A 25965-nucleotide genomic window follows, 5' to 3' on the forward strand; every position below is an offset into this window, starting at 1 on the left:
GAATATTACGGCAACGCTGGCACAATCCCCAGTATTTCTCGCGCTTCCTCCTGCACGAGCGTCCTCAGGACCATTTCACTGAATCGGTCTTTTCAGGTAAACGTCTTGCCCGCGGCGGCAAGTTTCTGCAGAAGCGGAGCAGGCTTCCACAGCTCGCCGTAGCGGCCGGCGGCGTATTTTTCCATTGCCTTGACCACATTCGAAAGTCCCACCGTGTCGGCATAGAACATAGGCCCGCCCCGGTGCAGCGGGAATCCATACCCCATCAGATAGACAACGTCGATATCCGAAGCCCGCTGGGCTATTCCCTCTTCGAGTATGTACGCAGCCTCGTTGACCAGCGCATAAACGAGTCTCTCGACAATCTCCGCGTCAGAGACCGAACGCCGCTCCACGCCAAGCTCCCGGGAATGAGCGATGACCATGTCTCTCACCCACTCCGACGGATTAGGCGTATGATCGCCGGGATGGTAATCGTACCAGCCGGCACCGGTCTTCTGTCCAAAACGGCCGTTTTCACACAGAATATCGGCCGCCTTCGAGTAGATCATCTCCGGTCGCTCCACGTAGCGGCGCTTGCGGATGTACCAGGCGACATCATTTCCGGCCAGATCGCTCATCCTGAATGGCCCCATCGCAAACCCGAACGCCTCCATCGCACGGTCGATCTGTGCGGGAAGGCCGCCTTCCTCCAGAAGAAACCCCGCCTGTCTCCCGTACTGCTCGATCATTCGGTTCCCGATGAAACCGTCGCATACACCTGATACCACCCCGATTTTCCTTATTTTCTTCGCAAGCGCCATCGTCGAGGCAAGAACCTCCGGGGAAGTTTTGGCGCCCCGCACAATTTCCAGCAGTTTCATGATATTTGCCGGGCTGAAGAAATGGGTGCCGAGAACGTCGGCGGGCCGCTTTGTGAACGCGGCGATCCGGTTGATATCGAGCGTGGAGGTATTGGACGCGAGAATGGCGCCCGTCTTCATTACCTCGTCAAGTTTCCGGAACACCCCCTCCTTGACCGCGAGATCCTCGAACACCGCCTCGATGACGATGTCTGCATCCCGGACATCGTCGTAGGAAAGGGCGCCCTTCAACATATTCATTCGCTGCTGAAACGTCTCGGGGGTCAGCTTTCCCTTTTTCAGTGAATTTTCATAATTTCCGCCGATGATTCCCAGCCCACGGTTCAGAAATTCTTCGTTGGCCTCAAGGATAACAACAGGAATCCCCGCGTTGGCAAAATTCATCGCGATTCCGCTCCCCATCGTCCCGGCCCCTATGACCGCCGCTTTCCTGATAACCCTTTTGGGGATGTCTTCCGGCATATCGGGGATCTTCGCGGCCAGTCGCTCGGCGAAGAAATAGTGTCGCAGAGCCTTGCTCTCCGTCGTTTCGACAAGCTCCATAAACGTGTTGTGCTCCAGCTTCATCCCCTCCGCAAACGAAGAGGTCACCGACGCGGCCACACATTCGACGCATAGCAGAGGCGCGGGAAAGCGTCCAGCTTTTTTCCCGACGCCCTGGCGCGCCCTCTCGATAAATTCGTTAAATCCCGGAAATTCTACCTTTTTCTCTGATAATTTCGGCAACGGACGGATAGCGGCAATCGAACGGGCAAATTCCACCGCCCCGGTCAGAACGTCCCCCGCTACCATCCGGTCAAACAGTTTGGTCCGGGAAAGTTTTTCAGAAGAAGCGGGGTCGCCTGTGACAATCATCATCAGAGCTGTTTCAACACCCACCGCCCGGGGCATCCGCTGGGTTCCCCCCGCCCCGGGAAGAAGGCCCAGCTTCACCTCGGGAAAGGCAATCCGGGCGCCTGGCGCGGCAACACGGTAATGGCACCCCAGCGCCAGTTCAAGACCACCGCCCATTGCTACCGAATGAACCGCCGCCACAACGGGCTTGCCGGCCTTTTCAATTTCCTCGATCACCTGAAGCAGGTTCGGCTCGGCGTAGCTCTCCGGTTTGTTGAATTCCCTTATATCCGCCCCGCCGGAAAAGGCTTTCCCCGCACCGGTGATGACAATCGCCCGGACGGCCTCATCGGCAAGCGCCCTTTTCACACCCTCCAAAATACCACTGCGAGTCGAGAGCCCAAGGCCGTTGACAGGCGGATTATTCATGGTGACAACCGCAATGTCTCCTCTTTTTTCGTATTCTACGCTCATACTCTCCTCATCAAAGTGAATCTTCGCATCCTTCCTTAGCGAATCGGTTTTTCACCCGCTTCGGCAGGGGCAAGCTCCCCGATATCCTTCATAAATTGCAGAAGTTTCAAAAGCTTTACGTCCCTTTCCTTCATAATCTCACCGGGAGAACGGCCGCCGTAATCGTAAAATCCGGCGCCCGTCTTAACGCCAAGCTTTCCTTCGGCAACCAGACGATCAACTGACCGGTAGGCTGTCTGCTGCGCCGGCGATCTGTAATCGGCGTTTGCAATGGCCTTCTGGGTAAGGTCCAGCCCGGTAAAGTCCATTTTCTTAACCAGCCCGACAATCGGCATGCGAAGGGCAAAACCGGCCTTGGTCGCCTGATCTATCTCTGCGGCTGTCGCGTATCCGTTGTCCAGCAGGTACAGCACCTCATTGCGAAGGGCGCTCTGGAGCCGGTTGACGATGAATCCCGGCAGAAATCGGGAAATCACCACGGGTGTTTTACCCAGCTTCACCAGGAGCGACTTGACCGCATGGACCGTCTCGTCGGAGGTGGACTCCCCCCGGACAATTTCCACCAGCGGCACGATATGGGGCGGAGCAAACCAGTGGGCGATGAGAACCTTGTCCGGTCTTTTCGTATTGACAAAACTGAAGATGTCCATATAGGACGTGTTGCTGGCAAAGATGGCATGTGGCGGGCAGACTGCATCAAGCCTGTCGAAAACCGCCTTTTTGACGGCACGGTCCTCGGAAACCGCCTCGATCACGAGATCGGCCGCACTGGCCGCAATATCAAAATCAGTCGTACACTCAATCCTTTCTAAAACGGCGGCCGGCTCTCCGCCCTCCCAGAATCCGGTTTCCATAAGCGTCCGGATGTTGGAATCGATCAAATTTCTGGCGTTTTCCAGGATTTTTTCGTCTTGATCGACCAACCGGACATTCAACCCCCCGCCGGCGAATACCTGGGCCAGCGAGTGACCCATCGTTCCCGCCCCGATTACAGCCACATTCTTGATCCCGTTCATCTCCACTCTCCCCTCATGACAACCTTTTCAACCCGAGCAATTGACGCGCCTCATCCGGGGTTGCCGGTTCCCGGCCGCATTCCCTGGATATGCGGGTCAGTCGGGCAACCAACTGGGCATTGTCTTTGGCAAGTTCTCCCTGTCTGTAATAAAGGTTGTCCTCAAGTCCCGTACGGACATGCCCTCCCATTGCAAGGGCCAGCATGTTCATCGGCAACTGGTGCCGCCCGATGGCGCAAACCGACCAGAGTGATTCAGGAGGCAGGCTTTCCACCAGATGAACAAGCGATCGGGCCGTCGCCGGCGCTCCCCCTTTTACCCCAAAAACAAACTGCCACCACAAAGGCGTTGAGATCAACCCCTTCTTCACCAGCGTCATGGCATTCTCTATCATCCCGCTATCGAAGACTTCAATCTCCGGCTTGACAGCGGCCGCCAGCATCCTCCGGGCAAGTTCCTCCAGAAAATCCGGCGGATTGAGAAAGACGCGATCATTGAAGTTCATGGAACCGGCGTCCAGCGAAGCCAGTTCCGGCGCGGCGGAAAGGCTGTTGAAGCGCTCCTCCTCCCCGACCCGGCCAGCGCCGCCACTCGCCGTAAAATTTATTATGATATCGCACCCCTGAGAACGGATAAGTTCCTTTACCTTTTGGAAACGCGACCGGTCGCAGGTCATCCTTCCTTCATCGTCGCGGACATGAACATGGACAACCGCCGCTCCTTCCCGCCAACACGAAAGCGCCGCCCCGGCAATTTCCTCGGGGGTTACGGGAAGGCCGGGGTTATGACTCTTGGTCGCCCAACTGCCCGTGGGCGCAACCGAAATAATGATTTTATCGTCGTTCATGAATTACCTCTTGATAATGATTGTGAGATTGTTGCATCTTTGTTTTACCGCCCCGTTGCCAGCAGCCCAATATACCATTTAAATAAATGTTTATACTACAACCAGCATCTCCTCGCTGCAATCCAAGCATGTCCTGTCCTCGCTCTTGATGTTTTCATATCGGACAAAGATCGCCGGCAGAATATTGCGCACATAGTGCCTGGCGCTGGCGATTTTCCCTTCATAAAAAGAACGGTCGAAATGGCTCTCCGGCAATTCTTCCAGCCTGCGGGCGGCAATGAAAGCCTGCTCAAGCAGGCACTCCGCTATCTGCACCTGCGCACAGACCATAAGCGCCCGCACCGCGTTGAGCGGAATAAATTGTCTCTTGTTATCCAGATCCCCATACCAGAGATCGTAGCTGCCTTTTATTCCCTCAAGACAATCGCATCCCCTAAGAAGCATTCCTGTCTCTGCGGCGAAGGAGGCAGCGCCCGCATGAGAAGCTGCAAATTCCCTGATGCCACGCATCCAGCCGGAAAAGGAAGAGCCACCGTTCATCGTCATCTTCCTGCCGACCAGGTCATTACCGTGGATGAAGGTGGTTCCCTCCCAGATCGTCAGGATTTTGGAGTCCCGCAGGTACTGCTCGATCGGATATTCACGGGTATAACCAACCCCGCCCAAAACCTGCATCGCCGTCGCGATGATCCCGAGGGTGGCCTCGCTTCCGTAGCCCTTGATCAACGGTGTCAGGATTGCCGCCATATCCGCGTAGTGGCGGGCCTTTTCTCGATCAGGCGAGTGTTCGGCAATATCGAGACAGTAGAATCCCCTGAAGATCATTGCCCGGACTCCCTCGGTTACGGCCTTCATATCAAGCAGCATCCGGCGGACATCCTCATGCCTGATGATCGGAACACGTCCCCCCTTTGCCTCGCCGAAAGGCCGTCCCTGGATCCTCTCCGTCGCATAACGCGAGGCAAAGGCATAAGCGGCGGCAGCCTGACTGTTGGAGTTATGCCCCGTGCCGATCCGGGACTCGTTCATCATGTTGAACATCATCGCCAGCCCTTGGGAGCGGCCCCTGGCGTCGGGAGGGGGACCAACCATGATCCCGCAGCATTCGTCATTCTCGCCGAAATTGAGCAGCGCCGTCGCGTGGGCGCGCAACCCCATCTTGTGTTCGATCCCGGCGGTCACGACATCGTTGAATTCCCCCAGGGAACCGTCTTCGTTCACGCGGAATTTAGGAACAATGTACAACCCCAACCCCGCCGATCCCGGCGCCCCTCCTTCGGGCCGGGCCAGAACCATGTGGATGGTGTTTTCGCAGATGCCGGCGTCGCCGCCGGTGATAAACATCTTCGTCCCCTGAATTTTGTAAATCCTCGGATCCTCGGTAGGAATCGCCCTGGTTATCGCATCGCCCACATCCGAGCCGGCATTCGGCTCGGTGATGCACATCGTCCCCTGCCAGTCGCCGCTGAGCATTTTCGGCAGAAACAGCGCCCGCTCCCTTTCCCCGGCAAATTTTATAAGCAGATTGGCCGCGCCACTTGTCAGCTTGATGTAGGACATCAGTGCCGGGCACGCGGCGGAGTTCATTTCAAAAATAGCTTTGTAGAGCGTAAGCGGCATGGTGCTTTCCAGATCAGCGCACTCGCTGCTAGATCCCCAGCCGTTTGCCTGCAAAAATTTGTAGGCCTCGCGATAGCCCGGGGGAGAGACAACTGTCCCGCCGTTAAACACCGCCCCGATCCTATCCCCCTCGGCATTGAGCGGATTCAAAATCTCCCTGGCTATTTTATACCCCTCGCTGAGGTACATGTCGACATCCTCGAGTGCGTATTTTCCCCGGAAACGGTCACAGGAAAAGACCTCTTCCATCGGAAGCCACTCCTTGAGTATAAACTGCAAATCCCTTACATTATACCTGAATTCCATATCTCTCCATCTTCAATGTATTTTTAATTTATCTAAAAGCATGCCCCAGGGATCGTGACGATTCGGTCAGGTTCTAACCATCAATGATGGCAGGTAAAGGACGAGCTCCGGCCACGCCATAACTGTCGCCAGGGCAAGCGCCTGGCAGACGGCAAAAGGCCATACCGATTCGTAGATGTCAGTCATGGTTATTTCCGGCGGCGCAACCCCTTTGAGGATGAAGAGGTTAAAGCCGAAGGGCGGTGTGATATAGGCCATTTCCATATTTATCGTGAATACAATCCCGAACCACAGGGGATCGAAGCCGAGGTTGGCGACAACCGGGACAAAAATGGGGGTCGTCAGCAGAAGAATCCCGGCAGGATCGAGAAAACAGCCAAGTATAAAGTAGATGCCCTGGATGATGATCATGATGAACCAGCGGTTAATTTCCAACGAAAGTATAGCCTTCTGGATCATATCCTGAATCCCCGCATAGGCCAGGAAATGGGTAAAGGTATTGGCGCCGATGATGAGCCAGAAGATCATGACCGTCAGGCTCATCGTATCGATTAGTGATTTTTTTACATTCGCCCAGGAAAGCCGCCGATGGATGGCGGCCGCAAAGAATGCCCCTGCCGCCCCGATGCCTGCGGCCTCCGTGGGCGTGGCTATTCCCAGATACATGACGCCCAGCACCAGAACCACAAGCAGGAGAGGAGCTAGCACCCCTTTGATCGTGGCAATCTTCTGTCTCAGTGTAAAATGCTCTTCTCCCGGGGGGCCAAGCCCCTTGTTCATGGCGCAGCGGATGGCGATATAGACGATAAAAATCACCGTCAGCAGGATCCCCGGAATGATGCCCCCGGCAAAAAGCTGCCCTACGGAGACATCGGTCATGCTGCCGTAAAGCACCATAATGATCGAAGGGGGAATGAGAATCCCCAGGGCGCCCCCCGCATTGATGCTGCCCAGGGCAAGGCTTTTGTCGTATCCCCGGGAGAGCATCGAAGGAAGGGCGATGAGCCCCATCGAAACGGTTGCGGCCGAGCTGATCCCCGACATGGCTGCAAAGATCGCACAGATTGCCACCGTACCCATGGCCAGCCCTCCCCGGAGCCGGCCCATCCAACGGTAGGCAATCTCATAGAGCTCATCCGCCATGCCGGAGAATTTGAGCACGTTGGCCATCAGCACAAAAAGGGGGATGGCCAGAAGGATATAATCCGTAGCCTCGCCGTAGGCTGTCTGGGAAATCATCAGCAGCCCCTTGCTTCCCCAGACATAAAAAGTTCCAATTGCGCCCATGGCCAGAAGCACAAAGGCAATGGGAATTCCCGTGAGCAAAAAACCAACCAACAGACTGAAAACGATAATGGTAAGGAGCCAGGTATCCATCATTAATTACCAGCTTTTTTAGTTTTTCGGAGGTAAAGGAAACTCGCTGCCCCGTTTGCAAGTGCTTGCAGGAGAAGTACGCCTGCGCCGATAGGCACGGCTGCCAGGGAGGGCCACAGGACGATCTCGGCAGCGCTTGCTGATGCCTGCCCAGTTATCAGGGCCTCCCATGCCAGTCCTCCACCAAACCAGATCATGGGACCCGTGGCCAAAAAAACGGCTGCAACCGTCAGAATATCAATCCCCGCCTGTTTGCGTCTGTTGAAGCGCCGGCTAATGACATCCACCCGCACATGCCCTTCCTTATTGAGCACATAAGCGCCCCCCAACATAACCAGGGCGCTCTGGAGATAGCCCTCCATCTCTGCCGTCCAACTCGTCGCCGCATTGATAAAATACCTGCAGAAAACCTCGTATAAAACGAGCAGGGCAATTATGCCCGTCAGCGGAGCGATCAGAAGGCCCAAGCCCGTGCTCAACCGGTTGATAAACTGAATAAACTTTTGCATCGCTGCGGCTCCCCGTCTGTCGCTATTTGTCCATTCCCTTGCTCTTGAGGTGGTCTCTAAGGATGTTAACAAGCCTGGCCGAGTAAGGGGATTTTTTTGCCTCATCTTCCCAGAGGGGTTTGCACGCCTCCCGGAACTTAACAAGATTGGCCTCCGGAATTGCCGAAATTTTGACCCCCAGTTTTCCGGCGTTGGCAAGGGCGTCCTTGTCCAGTTTGTCCGCATCCGCAAAAGACTTGTCCATGGCATTCAGGGCCGCCTGCCTGACCGCCTTTTGCTGCTCGGCAGACAAGGAATTAAATACCTTGCTGTTGATAATCATCTCTACTACGCCGGGGGTGTGAAAGGCGGGGGTAACGATGTGGTTCAGAACCTCATAGAATTTGTATTGTTCCATCGTGTACCAGGGATAGTCCGTCCCATCTGCCGTTCCCCGCTGCAGGGCCGTGTACTGCTCCGCTCCGGCGATAGCCAGCGCGGATGCCCCCAGCGCCTCCATAATCTTGGCCTCCATGCCGACGGCGCGGATCTTCTTCCCCTTCAAATCCTCGATCTTCTCAACCGGGAATTTTGTCAGCAGACCCATGCTCGCCACGGAAAGGGCGGACAGATAGGTTACGTCGTGCTTGGCCAGGGCCTCTTCCATGACCTTCATATAGCCTTTGTTGACCAGAACATCTTTCGCCTCGGCGGTATTGGCCCAGTTGAAGGGAAGCCACTGGGCGTTGACCTCCGGGACCTTGCCGGCGAAGTACTGCAATGACCCTGTATAACCGTCAAGCATCCCTTGACGGACAGAGTCAAAAACCTCATTAGTTTTTATCAACTGGCCCGGCCAGAAAACCTTGACATTCACCTGGTTGTTCGTCAACCGCGCCACTTCACTGGCGAAAAAAAGGGTCGTCTTTCCCACATTGGCTTTTTCCGGGTAGGCGCACTGAAACCTCAGGGTAGTTACAGCCATTGCTTCGGCCGCAAAGAAAAAAACCATCGCCGTCATCATTGCCATTATCATTCGCTTCTTCATCTGCTGTTTTCCTCCTTTTTTATTATGAACACCTTAGCCGCTGTTGCCATATCAGCCATATAAATCATAACTCTATCGATCTCTTCAGTATTTTCCCGGTGTTGGTCTTGGGCAGTTCCGCAACCAGCCTTAACACACGCGGGTATTTGTAAGGCGCCACCCTTTCCTTCACGTATTGCTTGATCTCCTCCGGCGTAGCGGAAGCACCCCGACGAAGGACAATGACTGCGGCCACCTCTTCCCCCAGATCCTGATGAGGAAAACCTATAACGGCACACTCCAGTATTGCCGGATGGCCGTAGAGGACCTCCTCGATCTCCCGGGGATAGACGTTATAGCCGCCGCGGATAATCATCTCTTTTTTACGGTCCACGATATAGATATACCGATCCTTGTCCTGACGCGCCAAATCTCCCGTATGCAGCCAGCCCCCGCGCAGGGTCTCTTTTGTCGCTGCCGGCTGGTTAAGGTATCCCTTCATCACCCCCGGCCCCTGAACAATCAACTCGCCCACCTCCCCCCGCAGCACGTCCCGATCCTGCTCGTCCACTATCCTGGCCTGAAAACCGGGAATAGGCACTCCGATGGAACCGGGCTTGGTGGCCCTTCCATAGGGATTTTCCACACAGACAGGGGAACATTCGGTAAGACCGTATCCCTCGTAAATAGTCGCGTTGAATAATTTTTCGAACCGCCGCAATATCTCCACCGGCAGGGAGGCGCCTCCCGAAACGCAAAAACGCAGGGACGAACGGACAGGAGGCCTCTGTCCGCCTGCCTCGGCCAGCCGATTAAAAATGGTGGGCACGGCAATCAGAATGCTGCTTTCTTCCTGCTCAATCGCCGAGAAAACCTCTTTCTCATCGAAATGTTCCCAAAGTCTTATGGTAAGGCCAAGATAGATGCTCGCATTCAAGGTGCTGGTCTGGCCGTAGATATGAAAGAGGGGCAATACCCCCAGACAAATGTCATGGGGCTGGGTAAAACGCATGTCGGCAATGGTCCGGGCGTTGCTTCCCAGGCTGTAGTGGGTCAGCATGGCCCCTTTGGCCAAACCGGTAGTGCCGCTTGTGTAGATGATCGCAAGGGTGTCATCCTCCTGAACCTCGTGGGCGGCGAAAACGCCGCGTTCCCGAAACAAACCTTCCAGCGGTTCGAAACCCTCGGGCGCGTCTTCTCCGGAAACCAGGGCAAGCTGAAAATTTTTTGATTCCTTGAGCAGGGGAGAGGCGTAATTCAGGTAGCCAGAGCTGCCAATAAAGGCCCGGGCGCCTGAATCCCGGAATATATGCGCCAGCTCTTCGGTGCGGTAAAGAAAATTGACGGGTAAAACAATGGCGCCCAGCTTGGCAAGGGCATAATAGACGATAATCCAGTCGAGGGAATTGGGCATCATCAAGACTACGATGTCGCCGGGGGCCACCCCTCTTTCCCTGAGCCCCCAGGCCAGGGAATCCGTGCGCTGGTTTAATTCTGCGTAAGTCAACTTCCGACCGCCGGAGATCACCGCCGGATGCTCCGGCCTGCGGGCGGCGCTGTCAATTAAAAATTGGGCAATATTCATGAATAGCTCCCCTTTCAATCCCGTTCTTTTACTATTGATGAAATATCGGAAAAGCGCCATGCCGGTGTTCAGGGCCTGAATGCCGAGACGATCGAATAGTTCAAGTAACTGATTGCACTGCAAACAACTTTTCCGAAGCCAGGATTACGATGAGTGTTTGATGATACAGGCTGCCTTGAATAATACAATATTAAATAATTATCAGTAATATATCAGGTAAAAACTTATATTAAAAAAAGCAAGAAAGACAGGGAATTGCGCCTTACATCAACTTACGCGCAATTGCGGCGTTCCTTTCGTTCAATCTTGTTGCTGACGCCCGAAATGGGGTGGTCGGTTGCCGCGTTTATTAAGCCAAGGAAAGCAGATACGACCGGAGATTGATTTTTTTTGCGTTCAGGTTCAGCTTTTTTCTGATGCCATTGCGATGAAAATTGACCGCCCCCGGCGAGATATTCAACATGTCGGATATTTCTTTTGTGGTTCGACCCTCCTTGACGAGATTCGCCACCCGGAACTCCCGCGCGGTAAGATTGAATTGTGTAAGCGTCAGGTTGCGTAAAAAAGGGGAAATGATATTCAGCAGATTCGCTTCCAGCGTCTCGACCATTGCCGCCTGCCCCGGATTCAGAGGGCTTTTCTTCAGCTCTTCGATATAAGGAACGACTATCTCCCTGACATTGGACAACACATTCCTTTCCAGCTCCACCCGATCCTCTTCCCGCTGCTTCAATAAAACCTTCAGCGCCGTGTTGGACTCCGCAAGGGAACGGGATTTTATTTCGAGCTCCCCATCCCGCTGCTTCACCGCGTCCTCCGCCAGCTTTCGCTTTGTTACATCGCGGGCGAGGCACCTGAAACCGATGGGGCGATCGGCGTTATCCCTGCGCAGAGATGCCGACATCTCCCGGAACCGGACAGCTCCATCCTTCCTAAGAACAGGATAACCGAATATTTCCGCAGGTTTCCCTGTTTTATAAATTCCATTGAAAATATCGTACAGTTCTATGTCCGTATCAGGGGACACATATCTGCGGTAATTCATCCCCAGTAGTTCGCTCCGGTCATAGCCAAGCATCGTCAATGTCGAATTGTTGAAGAATGTAATATTCCCGGAGAGGTCAAGCTCAAAATACGCCTCTTCCATATTATCGAGAATAATGCGATATTTATCATCGCTGCACCGCAAATCCTCTTCGGCGTGCAATCTTTCCGCGCTCAACGCTCTCTCGAGCTCGACTATCCGCAGACGCAGTGAAGATATCGCCTTGGCCGGCATCCCGGCGCTATCCTGTGCGGGTTCCATCACAATAGCTCCTGGTTTATAATTACTCTTCGCATATTGCCCGGCAGATTCAATCAATGTCGCTGTATTACTTATTGACATCGGGGTTGACAGCGAACTGGGGCCGCCTGCCTGACAGAACGTCCACAACTGCCTCTGCGGCGCCCGTTGCCATGCGTATGACGCATTCTTCTGTCAGCGCCGCACTGTGGGGTGACAGGAGCACGTTTTCCAGCGTGAACAAGGGGTTGTTTCCCAAGGGGGGCTCCGGATCAAACACATCCAGGGCCGCGCCTGCTATTTTGCCGGTTTTGAGCGCTGCATACAGGGCTTTTTCATCTACAACCTCTCCCCGGGAAAAGTTGATGAGAAAGGCTGTGTCTTTCATAAGTGCAAGCCGCGCCACATTGACCATCCCCCGTGTTTCGTCGGTAAGAGGTGTGTGCAGAGTGACCACATCTCCCTGCCGGAAAACCTCTTCAACTGTGGCGCACATGGATATCCCGAGTTCGGCTGCCCTTTCCGGCAGGATATAGGGATCGTAGGCCACGACTCTCATGTTGTAAGCCGCAGCTGCACGGTGGGCAACCAGGGAGCCAATCCTCCCGATGCCGACCACTCCAAGAGTCTTGCCGTCAAGGTCAACGGCCTTGTAGGAATTACGTACTTCCCAGTTTCCCTCACGGGTTGCCCGATCGTAAACCACCACCCTTTTGGCCAGAGCACCGATGGCGGTTACAGTATGTTCGGCAACCGAAGTGGAATTGGCGTTGGGCGTGTTGGCCACAACTATTCCCCGGGCAGTTGCCGCCGGGATATCGATGTTGTCCAAGCCCACCCCGTGACGGCCGATTACCTTGAGGGAGTCGGCCGCCTCGATGATCTCGCGTGTAAAGGGGGCCATGCGGACGATCACCCCCTCCACACCCGCTATTTCTTTTATTACAGTCGCCACGGACGGATCGGAAGCCACATGGACATCAAACCTGTCGTCGAAGACCTGGACGCCCTGTTCATGAATAGCCTGCACTATCAGGATCTTTTTTTTCATTATCCACCTCGCCAATCAGATTAGGCGGCATTTTCGTAAAACGGAAGGACGTCTTCCTAATGCCCGATCATATTCATTTCCACCAGAATGGAACGCAGTTTCGCGCGGTTTTCCGAAGACAGGGGGCCGACGGGACGAATGGCCGGCCCCGCGTCAATCCCGATCATGGTGAGCGCCTCCTTTATTACGCCGGGGAATGTGCCCAGACCGAAGGCCCTTCGCAATGGCGCCAAGCGGTACTGGGCGTCGAGCGCCCGGGCATGGTCGCCGGCAATGAAGGCTTCGTAGATTTCCACGGGAACCCGCGGATCGACGTTTGCCGTGGCGCAGATTGAGCCCGTTCCCCCGTAGCAGAGGGTGGCGTAGATGAGCGTGTCCCGTCCTGCCAGCACATGGAAATCCATTCCCCTGGTGAGGCGAATGTATTCGCCGGTCAGGGACATATCGCCGCTGGAATCCTTGATCCCCACTATGTTGTCCACGGCCGCCAGCTCCAGAACCGTCTCGGTCGTGAAGGGAACCTGCGTTCTGTCAGGATTGGAATACAGCAGAATCGGCAGCTCCGGGACAGCTTTGGCCACGGCCTGGTAGTGTTCGATCAGTTCTTTCTGGCTGGGAGTCACGAAATAGGGGGTAAGAATGGAAACGGCGCTGACGCCGAGATCCCGTGCCATGATCGTCGTTTCAATTGCCTCGCGGGTCGTTACTGCCCCTGTTCCCGCATAGACGGGAACTCGGCCCCTGGTTTCATCTACGACTGCCCGGAGCACTTCCCTTTTCTGTTCAAGGGCAAGGGCGAAGAATTCACCCTGGCTGCCGATGGGGAACAGGCCGTGCACGCCTCCCTCTATCAGGTGATTGACAAGCTGGCGAAGGGCGCCCTCATTGATACGCCCCCCCTCATCAATGGGCGTAACCATTGCCGGTATTATCCCTCTGGGTACAAAATGGACCATCATCTCCTCCTTTACCGCAAACAGTTATTTTTTCAGTCTGGCGAGGCCCGCCTTGGCTGCGTTCATCAGCATCACGACCTCGTTGCCCCAGAAATTGAGGGTCATTCCCTTTTTCATCCACGGCTCCAGGGCTTCGACTGCCATCATGTGGATACCGGAGAACTTGCCGTGTTTTTTTGCCGCCGCGATCACCCGCTCGACAGCCTCGATAAACCGGGGGTGATCGGTCTGCCCCATGATTCCCATGCTCTGCGAGAGGTCGTTCGGCCCCACGAAAGCCGCGTCGATCCCGTCCACCGCCAGCAGGTCGTCGATCCGCTCCACTGCCTTCGGGGATTCGATCTGGAGCATCAGAAGGGTCTCTGCGTTCACTTTTTCCATGTACCCGGTGGCGCTTTCGATCTTCTCGAAACCCGTGTGCGCCCTAAGGAGCGACACCCCCCGATCCCCCAGCGGGTAGTATTTGGAGTAAGCGACGAGCGCCTGTGCCTGCTCGACGGTTTCCGTGTTGGGCAGGAGGATACCCTTTGCCCCCATCTCCATGTATTTCAAAACAAGCTCGCGCCGTACCTCGGGGATCCGGATCATCGGGGGTATGCCGGCCTCCCTGGCCAGGGCAAACATCCTTGCGACATCGCTGTAATCGAAGCTCCCGTGTTCGGCATCCACGATGAAGAAGTCAAAGCCGCACACCTTGAGGATCTTGACGATTTCGGGATTCTCGAAGACGGTAACCATCGTCCCCAGTATGGATTCCCCCGCCTGCAAACGTTCTTTCAGATTCATTATTGTCCCTCCTGAAGATTATTTTGGTCAGACATCTTTCTGCCATTGATCACAATACCGCGCCTACGTTCCAGAGAACGAGCTCGTTATCCCCCACATCCAGGAGCTCGCTTTTTGTCTTGATGCCGGACGCTGTCTCCAGGATTGACCGGAAAATCTGCTCCCCCATCCGCGCCACCGTTGACTCCCCATCGGCAATTGCGCCACAGTTTATATCCATGTCATCCTGCATCCGCCGGTAAAGCTCCGTGTTCGTCGCCAGTTTGATAACGGGAGAGGGTTTGCAGCCGAAGACCGAACCCCTGCCGGTGGTAAAAGCGATGACATTGGCCCCTCCGGCCACCATCCCGGCAACCGACACGGGATCATAGCCGGGCGTGTCCATAAAGACCAGCCCTTTTTCTCTGATGGGACAGGCAAAATCATACACTTCCATAAGAGGGGTTGTCCCCCCCTTCGCTACAGCCCCCAAAGATTTTTCCAATATGGTGGTCAGGCCCCCGGCCTTGTTTCCCGGCGAGGGATTGTTATCCATGTCGCACCTGTTGCGATTCAGGTAATCCTTCCACCAGTCGATCCGGGCAAGCAGTTTTTCTCCGATCTTCTTGTTCACGGCGCGCCTGATCAGCAGATGCTCCGCTCCATAAATTTCGGGGGTCTCGCTGAGAACGGCAGTTCCTCCGTTTTGCACAAGAATGTTTGCCGCTTCCCCCAGGGCCGGGTTTGCCGTAATGCCGGAATAGGCATCGGAGCCTCCGCATTCCAGTCCCAGGACAATATGGCTGGCTGAAACGGGGCTGCGTTTCGCTTTATTGGCCTCGGGAAGCATCTCCCTGACCCGTGCCGCCCCTGCGCGGATGGTTGCCGTCGTCCCGCCGCAATCCTGGATCGATAGTGCATTAAGCAGGGCGCCGGTTTCAGGAAGACTGTTTTTGAAGAGGGATTCCAGGGAGTTTTTTTCACATCCCAGGCCTACTACCAGCACCCCGGCAAAATTTGGATGACGGATATATCCGGTCAATGTCCGCTGCAGCATCTCGAAAGCCTCGCCGCTGGTAGCGTGGCCGCACCCTGTTTCATGGCAGAGGGGGACAATCCCGTCAACATTGGGGAAATCCGCCAGCATATCATCTGAAAACGACTGGGCAATCCGGCGAACCACCGTTGCGGAACAGTTGACCGTGGCTACCACGCCGATATAGTTGCGCGTCGCTATCTGCCCGTCTTTACGGATAATGCCCTGGAACGTTGCTCTCCTTTCTTCGGGGAGAAAAGCGGGCGTCCGGGCATCGGCTCCCATCTTATGATCACGCTCAAATTCTTTGTATGTCAGGTTGTGAAGGTGGATATGTTGTCCTGGTTCGATGGTTTTCTTGGCAAATCCGATGATCTGGTTATATTTGAGAATGGGCTGGCCCGGATGGATTGTGGCCGTTGCAACTTTGTGCCCGGCCGGAACCAACTCCCGGCAGGTGATGTTTTCTTCCGGTATTGAGGTTCCCGGGACAAGCTCTCCCAAGGCCACGATGACATTGTCCGCGTCGTGAAGTCGTATCGTCTGTCTTTTTTTTCCAGCCGTCATTTTCCCCTCGCGAGTTTCCTGCAGCTTATTTTCGGTTCCTGCGTTGAGCTGATTTATCCGTTGCCAAAGGAGATGAATGTTCTTCCCGATTTTCCGGAAAATGACTCTGCGAAGGCCTTTTCATAATCAGCGGCCTTAAAGGTTGACCCCATGATCGCTTCGATTCCGATTTTTCCCTGTTCAAGGAGCAGCTCGCTCAATATCCAGCTTTCCCAAAATTTTCTTCCAAAAACTCCGGTAATGTTTATCTCCTTATAGACATTGTAGGAAAGGGCGTTCAGAGCGATGTTTTTTCCGAGAATGCCCGCAAGCACCATCGTGCCTCCGGGGCGCAGCACTTGGAGTCCCTGCTGGATTGCCTCTTCGCTTCCCGTCATGTCTATTACGGTTCCAATGCCGCAGGCGCCGGCCTGGGAAAGAATTTTTCCGGGGACATCTGCATCGTCTGCGTTAAATATCTGCTCGGCTCCCAGCAAAAGCCCTTTTTGCAGCTTCCCGGGGGATCGGCCTGTAGCAAACACACGGGCCGCCCCAAAAGCTTTGGCTGCGGCAATCGTCATCAAGCCGATGGGGCCGCATCCCAGGACCAAAACGTTGTCGCCGGCGATGTCGTTTTTACGAACCGCATGCACGGCTACCCCCAGCGGTTCCAATAGTGCGACTTCATAATCAGAGAGTGATTCAGGGACCTTTCTGACGCTTATCTCCGGGACAGTTAAATATTCGGCAAAACTCCCATTGACGGTTCTGCCCACATTTTTTTGATTGGGGCAAATATGGGCATTGCCCGTTTGGCAGGTATAGCATTCCATGCAGGGGATGTGCGGATCTCCTGCCACGCGATCGCCAACCTGCAGTCTTGTCGCTTTGGGGCCCAGGGCTTCAACGATGCCACAGAACTCGTGTCCCAGTATAACAGGCAATGTTATTTTTCGTGCGGGCATGGTTTCGAGGTTGTAGAGTTTCAGGTCTGACCCGCATATTCCTGAGAGCCTTACCCGGATAAGCACTTCATTGTCCACCGGAACAGGCTTGGGGAACTGCTGCAGAGACAAACCCCTCGCCAGTTTCATTTTTGCTATCGCCTCAATCGCTCTGCCCTTCATTGCCTTTTTAGATAAATGAACTGCCGTCAGGCTTTTGTCACCGTACAGGCGGTAATTCCCTTTGCTTTGGGCTGAACGAAAGATCGAACCAGCCCGGGGCCGGTTAGGCGCTGGTTTGACGGAATATCAAAACGCTCTCCGTTGCGGTGGATATAGGTGAACTGTCTATAGCTGTCAAGCGATATTCGGGGGTACGCAAAGCACGCTGTTTTTTTCCGGGCATTTTCTGCCTCTTTTTAATCTGCGAAGATTTGTCGGCAGTTGTTGGATTTTTTCAAGCCCCTTTCCAATACGTTGCCCTGATTTCTTTCTTGAGAATCTTCCCCACGGGGCTTCTCGGAAATTCACCCACAAAGTCAACCGACTTTGGTTTCTTGTATCCGGCAAGGTTTTTCGCACAGTAATTTATGATGTCCTCCGCCGTTAATTCAGCCCCGGGGTCCTTTATTACAACAGCCTTGACGGATTCTCCCCATGTATCGTCAGGAACTCCAATGACTGCCACATCCATGACCCCTTTTATCTCCCGGATAACATCCTCAACCTCCTTGGGAGTAATATTTTCACCGCCGCTGATGATCAAATCTTTCTTTCGATCCGTCATGTAAATATAGCCGTACTCATCCCAATATCCCATGTCGCCGGTATATAACCAGCCATTTTTCAGGGCTATAGCCGTTTCTTCAGGCAATTTCCAGTAGCCTTTCATAATATTGTCGCCTCTGCCTATAATCTCCCCGGCGACGCCTGCGGGACAGTCATTCTCATCGTCGTCAACAATTCTCACATCAACGCCATACATGGGCCTTCCCAACGATCCCATTCTTTTGCGCGAATGATCAGGGCCGTCCGTTACATTCTGATCCGCAGGTAAAATAGTTAAAGATGAGCCGGCTTCGGTGAGCCCGTAAGTTGTAAAAAAAGTGATCCCGCGGAATTTTTCCTTCAATCTTTTAATGATGCTCAAAGGCATCGGCGCCGTCGTGTAACTCCCGTATTTCAGCGTGCTTAAATCGTACTTCTCCAGATCGCCAAAGTCCATGAGGCTTTTCCACATCGTTGGCGCTATCGTCAGCAGATGCGTGCATTTTTCTCTTTCTATCGTCTCGCAGACACTTTTAATGTCAAAATTATCCATCAACACGAGGGTTGCGTGTACGTATGCGGCCATAAAAACATTTTTTGAGGCCACATGGAACATGGGCAATGGATTGAGCCATATTGCGTTATCCACGTTCAGCCTGTTTCCTATGATGTTATGCTGAGCATCGGCCAGAATATTCCGGTGGGTCAATAAAACCCCTTTGGGATTTCCCGTCGTCCCACTTGTATAGATTTGCCAGACGACATCCTCCGGCGCGATGTCCACCCCAGGTTCTTCTTCAGAAGAATGACCGATAAATTCTTCATAATCGCTCGTTCCCTCTACAGACTCACCTATAAGAATGAATAGTTCAACCTTTGTGATGCTGCTTTTGACCGTCTTCACCGTTTCCCAGTATTTATCGGAAACGAACAGGGCCCTTACATCGGCATCATCGATGATATAACGACTTTCCCGTGGCGTTAAACGCCAGTTTATGGTTGTGGCAACAGCCCCGACTTTTGCTATGCCATATAATATTTCCTGAAAATAGTGGCTTGTGTGGCAAATGATCCCGACATGATCGCCTCTGCGGATGCCTTTTTGCAGCAAGGCATTGGCAACACGGTTCACCCTCTCATTCAATTCTCTGTATGTCAGGCGGATATTTTTATAGACTGTAGCAATTCTTTCAGGATAATATTGTGCGGAATACTTAACAAGATCACCGATCACTCTCATTGCAGGGATGCCTCCTTGATGCCATCAATCTCAATCGCGGCCGGAAGCGCGCTGCCTGAAGCAATGAGCTCGAATCCATGAATCCTGGGTTCGCTGTCTTACGCGCCACGGCGATTTGCCCGTTGTTGGCGGCCATAATGAGAATATATTTTAAGCGTGTCAAGAACAAATAGAAACGTCCGACAGGGAGGAGCCGCCCGTGAAGACTCCCTCTTGTGCAACAATTTTCCCAAAATATCAACTTCAAATACGTCTTTTTTTACCGCGTAATTTTCAGAGGAGACATCCGCTTCATCTCGTGAGCTTACTTCCAAAAAAGGCAAAAAATACGAGAAGCCCTGCGATTGCCGCAAACCGGTGAAGCAGTACCACATCTATTTACACGACCAGCTTCTGGGAGGGAGGGCCATGCTATCTGAAAATATCATCCCATTTTTGCCATTTTTGGCGAACAATGGGTCGCGCTACCGCCTTACGTCAGCTTGACATATGAAAAACTTACTCATATAGTAGCCTGCAAAAGGGAGAACCTTCCCGAAAACCACTTCCGGAAAAGGAGATCAAGAAATGCCAAGTGTTGAAAGCGGAATCATGTTCCCGGCGGAGAAGCTGCGGAGCTGGACTCAGCAGGTGTTCGAGGCAATAGGCGTAGATCGGGATGAAGCAGCGCTCCTCACCGACTCGCTGATTGAGGCCAACCTCCGGGGGGTCGATACCCATGGGATTACCCGGATGCTCTGTGTTTACGTAGAGCGCATCCGGAGGGGGGTGGTGAACGCGAAAAGCAAGCTGGTTGTAGTCCGGGAAAAGGCATCTACGGCTCTTATTGACTGCAACAACAGCATCGGACAGGTGGGCGCCAATCTTGCCATGCGGATGGCGATTGAAAAGGCCGGGAAGACCGGGGTTGCCTTTACTGCCGTTTCTCACTCCAACCACTATGGGATGGCCGCCTACTGGGCCATGAAGGCCCTGCCCCATGGCATGATCGGCTTCAGCTCGACCAACGCCCCGGCAGCGGTTGCCCCCACAGGGGGCCGCAAGGCCTTGTTCGGCACAAACCCCATAGCGATTGCGATTCCTGCAGATAAGGAGATGCCGATGGTCATGGATCTGGCGACAACCGTGGTCGCCCGCGGCCGCATCGTACTTTATGCCAAGCAGAACAAACCATTGGAACCGGGCTGGGCATTCGATGACAACGGCGTTCCTACCACAGACCCGCAGGTTGCCATGCGGGGGCTGCTTGCCCCTATTGGCGGTTACAAGGGTTATGGCCTCATGCTCGCGGTTGATTTGCTCTGCGGCATCCTGACAGGTTCGAACTACGGGCCCCACTTCCCCGGGTTTCTCGCGGACAACATGGTCGATCCGACGGATGTGGGGAGCATCTTTGCGGCAGTGAATGTCGATAGTTTCATGGATCTGCCGGAGTTTACGGCTGCCATAGACAAGTCGCTGCAAGAGATCAAGGACTCGCCCAGGGCGGATGGTGTAAAACGAATATACATTCCCGGTGAAATCGAATTCGATATGAAGAAAGAGCGCCTCGCTGAGGGGATACCGATTCCCGAGCAGGTGGTGCAAGATTTCCTTGCCCTTGGCCGCGAGCTGGCAATTCCTTTCCCCGTGGAATGACAATTGTGGAATGGATCGACAATAGCTTTAAAAAACGTCCGGGCAGATCACCGATTTTAAACATTCCGATGAGCTGCCCGGATTTGTAACGGGGTGATCTTCTGTATGGCTTTCCACCCGCTCAGAAGCCAATGTCGCCGCTTAAGGAATCACGTAGTTCGGGCTTTCTTCGCTCTCATTTTCCCGAGATAATGGATAATGATGACCGACGCCATCAAAGCGAAACCTATTATATCTGTGAGCCCACCGGGTTTTATCAGTAAAAACGCCGCAACGATAAGAGCGATGCGCTCCCATGCCTTCAGGTGATCAAGGAAAAAGCTGTGCAGCGAGCCAGCGAGGCTGATAACGCCAATAAGAGCGGTGACAACGGCAAGACCTACCTCTGACCAGGCGCCAATCAAGAGCAGGGAAGGCGAAAAAACGAACATGAAAGGCACAATGTAGCCCGTAGCACCCAATTTTACGGCCGCCCATCCTGTTTCCCACATGGAAGACCGGGAGAGTCCGATCGCGGCGTAAACAGCAAGGGCTACCGGTGGCGTTATAGCTGAAAGAATGGCAAAATAGAACACGAACAGGTGGGCCGCTATCGGGACAATGCCCAGCTTGATGAGCGCCGGCACCAACAGGGCGACCTGGATGATGTAGGCCGGGGTGGTGGGCAATCCCATGCCGAGAATGATGCCGGCAACCATTGTGAGCATTAGAGCCGGGATAAGGTTGTACTCCGCGACGGTAAGAACCAGGCCGGTAAAAGAGAGCCCCAGCCCCGTTTGGGCAATTACTCCTATAACGATCCCTGCGCAGGCACAGGCCATCGCCACTGCCAGCGTGTTTAAGGCGCCGGACTCCAGTGCGGAGATCAGTCTTTTGATGTTGATTTCCCGTCGGGTGCTCTTGCGCATCATTGCCACCGGAATCACCGAGATGATCCCCCAGAGTGCGGAATAGGGGGCGCTGAAACCAGCGATTAGCACACCGACAATGATAAAGAGGGGAATAAACAAATGACCCCTCTCTTTAATCACTGTCCAGAAATTGGGAAGTTCTTCCTTGGGCAGGCCCATCATTCCCGTGCGTTTTGCCTCGAAATGAACGGCCGCATAAACGGCGGCATAGTAAAGAAGAGCCGGAATCAGCGCATACCCGGCTACCTTGATATAGCTCATGCCCAGAAACTCTGCCATGACAAAGGCCGCGGCGCCCATTATCGGAGGCATAATCTGGCCGCCGGTAGATGCCACCGCCTCGACTGCCCCGGCAAAGGCAGGTCGGTAGCCCAGGCGCATCATCAGCGGGATGGTGAATGTACCGGTCGTCATTACGTTGGCCACCGCGCTGCCGGAAATTGTCCCGAACATGCCGCTGGTTATAACCGAAACCTTCGCCGGCCCGCCGACTGAATGTCCGGTCAGGCTCAGCGCAAAATCCATGAACAACTTGCCAGTCCCGCTACGCTCGACGAGGGAGCCGAACAGGATAAACAGGATGACGTAGCTTGCCGAGACATTGAGCGGGATACCGAATATCCCTTCAGTGGTCAGATAATTGATCTCTATCAACGATTCGAAGCGCACCTTGGCAATAAACAGGGCATAGAAAATGAAAATGAGGGCGGTAATCGGCAGCGCCAGGCCGATCACCCGGCGCGTGGCCTCCAAAACCAGCACGATAAAGAGCGAGCCGAATACGAGGTCTATGGTTCTCAGATCATCGACATAAACAAAGCGGTTGTAAAGATAGGGAATATTCAACCACAGATAACCTATTGTCACCACAGAGAGGCCAACCAGCAGGAAATCGAGAACACCCGCCCGTTTTTCTTCACCCTGCCGTCGGAACGTAGGATTGACGAGAAACGTCAGTGCCAGCGCGAACAGAAGATGGGCGCCGCGAAAAAAATACGCTTCAGGCGGGCCCATATAGGCAACCGCCAGGTGATATGTCGACATGCCGACTGCAAGCGTCAGGATAATTTTTTTGATTATGTTCTGAAATGACACAGGTTTCTCCTCGAGGCTGCAATGAACTGACGAAAATGCCGATCCGCAGAGGGGCAATCCGCGGACCGGCGTTTCCCGCTACTTTATCACTTTTGCTTCCTTGTAATACTTGAGAGCGCCGGGATGATAGGGGACTCCGACGTCAGTAGCCATATCCTGCACTGTGAGTCCTTTGACCGCCTGTACCACATAGCCCAGGGCCGTTACGTTTTCGGCCAGGGCCTTGGTGATTTTGTAAACAGTTTCTTCCGGTACCTTGCCGCTGACCATCAGGTGCGTCCATGTTCCGATGGTCTGAACATCTTTGGCCTGTTTGGGATAGGTGCCGGCCTTGATGATGCGTTTGTCATAGCCGCCGTTTATCTTCTGCAGCGCCTTGAGTTTTTCATTCGGGATTTCGAGAACGGTAATGTCGCGGGCACTCGCCAGATCCATCACCGACGAGGCGGGAACGGTCGTGATGAGCGTGTAAACCTGGGCGTGACCATCCTTCATCTGTTCAACCGAATCGTTATAGGAGCCGAAACTTACCTTGGCAAGCTTCTCGTAGCCAAGCCCATAGACCTGAAGCGTCTGGCGTGTCATCTGCTCGCCGGTGTTGCCCTTCTGCTGGGTTGTCAATGACTTGCCCCCGAGATCGCCGGGGGTTTTTATCCCTGAATCTGTCAGCGAGACCATGTGGAAATACTGGAAATAGAGGGTGGCAAGCTGGTAAACATTGTCGGTTTTTGCATCAAACGGGGCGCGTCCGTGGACGCCGTCAACGGTGGATACGGAATTGCCGAACCCGAAATCGGCTTTGCCTGTCTGTACGCCCTTGACGTTGGAAATTCCCGCGCCCGGAAGTATCATCATCTTTACGCCGGGAACATTTTTTTCTACAATGTTCTGGATAGCGCCGCCCAACGGATACCATGACCCTCCCTGCGGGCCGGTCATCATCTTAAGGGGTTCCGCCGACGCAATGCCGGCCCCGAGCAGAGCGGCGGCCGCCGTGACCGCCAAAAACCTCATCGTAAATCTCATCTCCATTGTTTCCTCCTTTTCAATTGTGGGTTTGGATTCCTTGTTGCTACGTAAAAATGTTTTTGCAAGCTCCTAAACAATCAAATCTTTTCGAGGTTCCTTTCCCGGATCGTGATGGCGAAATCCGGGCATATATAGAGGCAGCGAAGGCAGGCGACGCAGCGATCGCGATTCACGGCGACTGCCGGCAGGTAGCCGCTCGGGTTGAAATCAGCGGATTGTTGGAAAATATCGAAACGGCATACCTCCTGGCAGTACCCGCAGTCCTTGCAGACCAGGTCATTGATAATAACGTCAAATTTACGAAGGTCGCAGCTAAGGCAGCGCGACGCCTCTGCCGCAGCTTTTTCCCCCGTGTAGGCATGTTCCACCGTATCGAATGTTGAGATGCGCTTATTCAGGGCAATTCTGCGGACCGCCTGTCTTTGTGCGCCGCGAGGCGACTCCTCGGGAGGTTCCACATCCGTTTGCTCCGGCAGAAACTCCGGAATGATCCCCGCGCCGCCCAGAAAACGGTCAATGGAGATGCAGGCCTGCCTCCCCTGCGCAATGGCAGCGATGATGGTTGAAGGACCTGTTACCACATCGCCCCCGGCAAAGATTCCGCTCTTCCGGGTGGACAGGCTGGCCTGCTCCGCACAGACAGTTCCATCTTTTTCCCCCGGCAGGTTTACCGAAGTCGCATCGGCATGCTGTCCGACAGCCGCAATCAGCGTGTCAAAGGATAACTGAAATTCGCTCCCTGCGATCGGCGTCGGTGTGGGCCTGCCACTGGCGTCGCAGTCTCCCAGGCTCATGCGGATGCAGGTCGCCCGATTCTTCTCTATCCTCACGGGCGCCGTCAGATAGTCGATCCGTACGCCCTCCTCTATCGCCTCGGACACCTCCTCGGCGTTGGCAGGCATTTCGGAGGAAGTGCGCCGATAGAGCTGGATTACCTCAGAGCCGAGGCGGATGGCAGCCCTGCCGGCGTCGATGGCCGTATTGCCTCCTCCCACGACGATAATTTTCCGGCCAATGTCCGGGCGCTTTCCCTCGTTAACCTGCATCAGAAAGGCAAGGCCGTCTATAACCCGGGGCGACTCTTCACCCGGTATCCCCAACTTGGAAGGCGTCCATGCGCCGGTCGCCACAAAAACCGCATCATATCCCTGCTTTTGCAATGCCTCGGCAGAAGAGACTGTCGCGTTCGTGATGATTTCGACCCCGCCGTTGCGGATAAACGCTATATCCCGCTCCACTGTTTTTGCGGGAAGGCGATAGTCCGGGATGCCGTAGCGCAACATTCCGCCCGGCAGCGGGAGCTTTTCATAAACAGTTGCCTGATGCCCCAGCATGTTCAGATAGTGGGCGGCTGTCAGGCCGCAGGGGCCGGAACCGACGACGGCAATCTTCTTTCCGGTCGGGGACCTCCGGGTGATTCCCCGCTGTTTACTTTCCCCTTTTTCTGCTGCGACCCTTTTCAGCATCCGGATGGCTATGGGTTCGTCAAACTGGCTCCTTGAGCACTTCGTCTCGCAGGGATGAACACAGGCGTAACCGCAGACAGACGGAAAGGGTATCCGGGCCCTTATCACGTCCAGGGCCTTCCCAAAATGGCCATCCCGGATATTCCTGATATACCCGGGTACATCAATCCCTGCCGGACATGCCTCCTGGCACGGCGCCGTGAACGGCTTGCTGCTTTTCATGGCTCCCACGCTGCTTGCTCTCCTTTCACCTCAAATCAGTTGTGCGCCTACCTGCAATACCTTCAGATTCATCTCCAGGGCCTTTCCGTGAAAACGCTTGCGGATTACAGCGATCAGGCTTTCGGTCTTCACCATCGGGACCGAGGCGGTCATCGCCCCCAGAGACAAAATGTTTACAGACGCCACATTTCCGAGATCACTGGCGATTTTGGTGAAGGGATGGCCGGCAAGATTTTTCCCTTTCCGGGGTTTTGCAAGCGTCGTGTCATAAAAGACGAGGGCGCCCTGTTTCGCTAACCCCGAGTACTTCTCAAAGGCCTCTTCCGTAAGCGCCAGAATAATGTCCGGTTTCTGAACCTGCTGATAGATAATCTCCTCGCGATCGATAATAACCTCTGCCCGCGAAAGTCCCCCGCGGCTGGCAATGCCGTAGGACTGTGTCTGCACCACATTCCTACCCTCCAGAACCGCGGCTTCGCCCAGCATGATGCCGGCAAGCACCAGCCCCTGACCTCCTGATCCGGCCAGAATGATCTCATATCTCTCTTTGCTTTCAGTCATTTCTCTTCGCGCCCT

General features: G+C 54.3%; 20 protein-coding genes. 1 reads left to right on the forward strand and 19 read right to left on the reverse strand.

The window, feature by feature from the left end; translation table 11 throughout:
- Nucleotides 1–92: 92 nt before the first annotated feature.
- The 15 genes from K0B01_01395 to K0B01_01465 all read right to left on the reverse strand — a co-directional run bounded on the left by K0B01_01395 (nt 93) and on the right by K0B01_01465 (nt 19028).
- Nucleotides 93–2171 carry an enoyl-CoA hydratase/isomerase family protein gene (locus K0B01_01395; protein MBW6484791.1) on the reverse strand — a complete coding sequence of 693 codons (2079 nt, stop codon included), beginning with the start codon at nt 2169–2171 and terminating at the stop codon, nt 93–95.
- Nucleotides 2172–2206: 35 nt separating this feature from the next.
- A complete protein-coding gene (locus tag K0B01_01400; protein ID MBW6484792.1) occupies nt 2207–3187 on the reverse strand; it encodes a 3-hydroxyacyl-CoA dehydrogenase family protein in 981 nt (326 codons plus the stop codon).
- A gap of 13 nt (nt 3188–3200) precedes the next feature.
- Entirely contained in the window at nt 3201–4034 is an 834-nt protein-coding gene (locus tag K0B01_01405; GenBank protein ID MBW6484793.1) for a 3-keto-5-aminohexanoate cleavage protein, read from the reverse strand.
- A 90-nt stretch (nt 4035–4124) separates the two neighbouring features.
- Complete coding sequence (locus tag K0B01_01410; protein ID MBW6484794.1) at nt 4125–5960, reverse strand: acyl-CoA dehydrogenase; 1836 nt, start codon at nt 5958–5960, stop codon at nt 4125–4127.
- A gap of 66 nt (nt 5961–6026) precedes the next feature.
- The gene (locus tag K0B01_01415; protein ID MBW6484795.1) at nt 6027–7340 is read right to left on the reverse strand and encodes a TRAP transporter large permease subunit; all 1314 of its coding nucleotides are present in this window, start codon (nt 7338–7340) and stop codon (nt 6027–6029) included.
- On the reverse strand, nt 7340–7846 hold the full coding sequence (locus K0B01_01420; protein ID MBW6484796.1) for a TRAP transporter small permease subunit: 507 nt from the start codon (nt 7844–7846) through the stop codon (nt 7340–7342). The genes K0B01_01415 and K0B01_01420 overlap by 1 nt, the downstream gene beginning before the upstream one ends.
- 22 nt (nt 7847–7868) lie before the next feature.
- Entirely contained in the window at nt 7869–8873 is a 1005-nt protein-coding gene (dctP, locus tag K0B01_01425; protein ID MBW6484797.1) for a TRAP transporter substrate-binding protein DctP, read from the reverse strand.
- A 64-nt stretch (nt 8874–8937) separates the two neighbouring features.
- The gene (locus K0B01_01430) at nt 8938–10437 is read right to left on the reverse strand and encodes a long-chain fatty acid--CoA ligase (protein MBW6484798.1); all 1500 of its coding nucleotides are present in this window, start codon (nt 10435–10437) and stop codon (nt 8938–8940) included.
- Between the two features lie 349 nt (nt 10438–10786).
- Nucleotides 10787–11743, reverse strand: a complete 957-nt coding sequence (locus K0B01_01435) for a PAS domain S-box protein (protein ID MBW6484799.1) — start codon at nt 11741–11743, stop codon at nt 10787–10789.
- A 67-nt stretch (nt 11744–11810) separates the two neighbouring features.
- Nucleotides 11811–12773 (reverse strand): hydroxyacid dehydrogenase, encoded by a 963-nt coding sequence (locus K0B01_01440; GenBank protein MBW6484800.1) that lies wholly within the window; start codon nt 12771–12773, stop codon nt 11811–11813.
- A 56-nt stretch (nt 12774–12829) separates the two neighbouring features.
- Nucleotides 12830–13732 carry a 4-hydroxy-tetrahydrodipicolinate synthase gene (gene dapA / locus K0B01_01445; GenBank protein MBW6484801.1) on the reverse strand — a complete coding sequence of 301 codons (903 nt, stop codon included), beginning with the start codon at nt 13730–13732 and terminating at the stop codon, nt 12830–12832.
- Nucleotides 13733–13753: 21 nt separating this feature from the next.
- Entirely contained in the window at nt 13754–14515 is a 762-nt protein-coding gene (locus K0B01_01450) for a hypothetical protein (protein MBW6484802.1), read from the reverse strand.
- Between the two features lie 49 nt (nt 14516–14564).
- On the reverse strand, nt 14565–16097 hold the full coding sequence (locus K0B01_01455) for an altronate dehydratase family protein (GenBank protein ID MBW6484803.1): 1533 nt from the start codon (nt 16095–16097) through the stop codon (nt 14565–14567).
- Nucleotides 16098–16150: 53 nt separating this feature from the next.
- Entirely contained in the window at nt 16151–17170 is a 1020-nt protein-coding gene (locus K0B01_01460; GenBank protein ID MBW6484804.1) for an alcohol dehydrogenase catalytic domain-containing protein, read from the reverse strand.
- 307 nt (nt 17171–17477) lie between these two features.
- Entirely contained in the window at nt 17478–19028 is a 1551-nt protein-coding gene (locus K0B01_01465) for a long-chain-fatty-acid--CoA ligase (protein ID MBW6484805.1), read from the reverse strand.
- 567 nt (nt 19029–19595) lie between these two features.
- Here K0B01_01465 and K0B01_01470 point away from each other — a divergent pair.
- Nucleotides 19596–20666, forward strand: coding sequence for an Ldh family oxidoreductase (locus K0B01_01470; GenBank protein ID MBW6484806.1), 1071 nt, complete (start codon nt 19596–19598; stop codon nt 20664–20666).
- Nucleotides 20667–20815: 149 nt separating this feature from the next.
- On the opposite strand, the gene K0B01_01475 is transcribed toward K0B01_01470, so the two are convergent.
- The 4 genes from K0B01_01475 to K0B01_01490 form a co-directional block, all read right to left on the reverse strand.
- Complete coding sequence (locus K0B01_01475) at nt 20816–22672, reverse strand: TRAP transporter permease (GenBank protein ID MBW6484807.1); 1857 nt, start codon at nt 22670–22672, stop codon at nt 20816–20818.
- A 78-nt stretch (nt 22673–22750) separates the two neighbouring features.
- Entirely contained in the window at nt 22751–23704 is a 954-nt protein-coding gene (locus K0B01_01480; protein ID MBW6484808.1) for a TAXI family TRAP transporter solute-binding subunit, read from the reverse strand.
- 74 nt (nt 23705–23778) lie between these two features.
- On the reverse strand, nt 23779–25398 hold the full coding sequence (locus K0B01_01485; protein ID MBW6484809.1) for an FAD-dependent oxidoreductase: 1620 nt from the start codon (nt 25396–25398) through the stop codon (nt 23779–23781).
- 21 nt (nt 25399–25419) lie between these two features.
- Nucleotides 25420–25950 (reverse strand): 2-oxoacid:acceptor oxidoreductase family protein, encoded by a 531-nt coding sequence (locus K0B01_01490; GenBank protein ID MBW6484810.1) that lies wholly within the window; start codon nt 25948–25950, stop codon nt 25420–25422.
- Nucleotides 25951–25965 lie beyond the last annotated feature (15 nt).

The sequence above is a fragment of the Syntrophobacterales bacterium genome, assembly GCA_019429105.1.
Lineage (GTDB): Bacteria > Desulfobacterota > Syntrophia > Syntrophales > UBA5619 > DYTH01.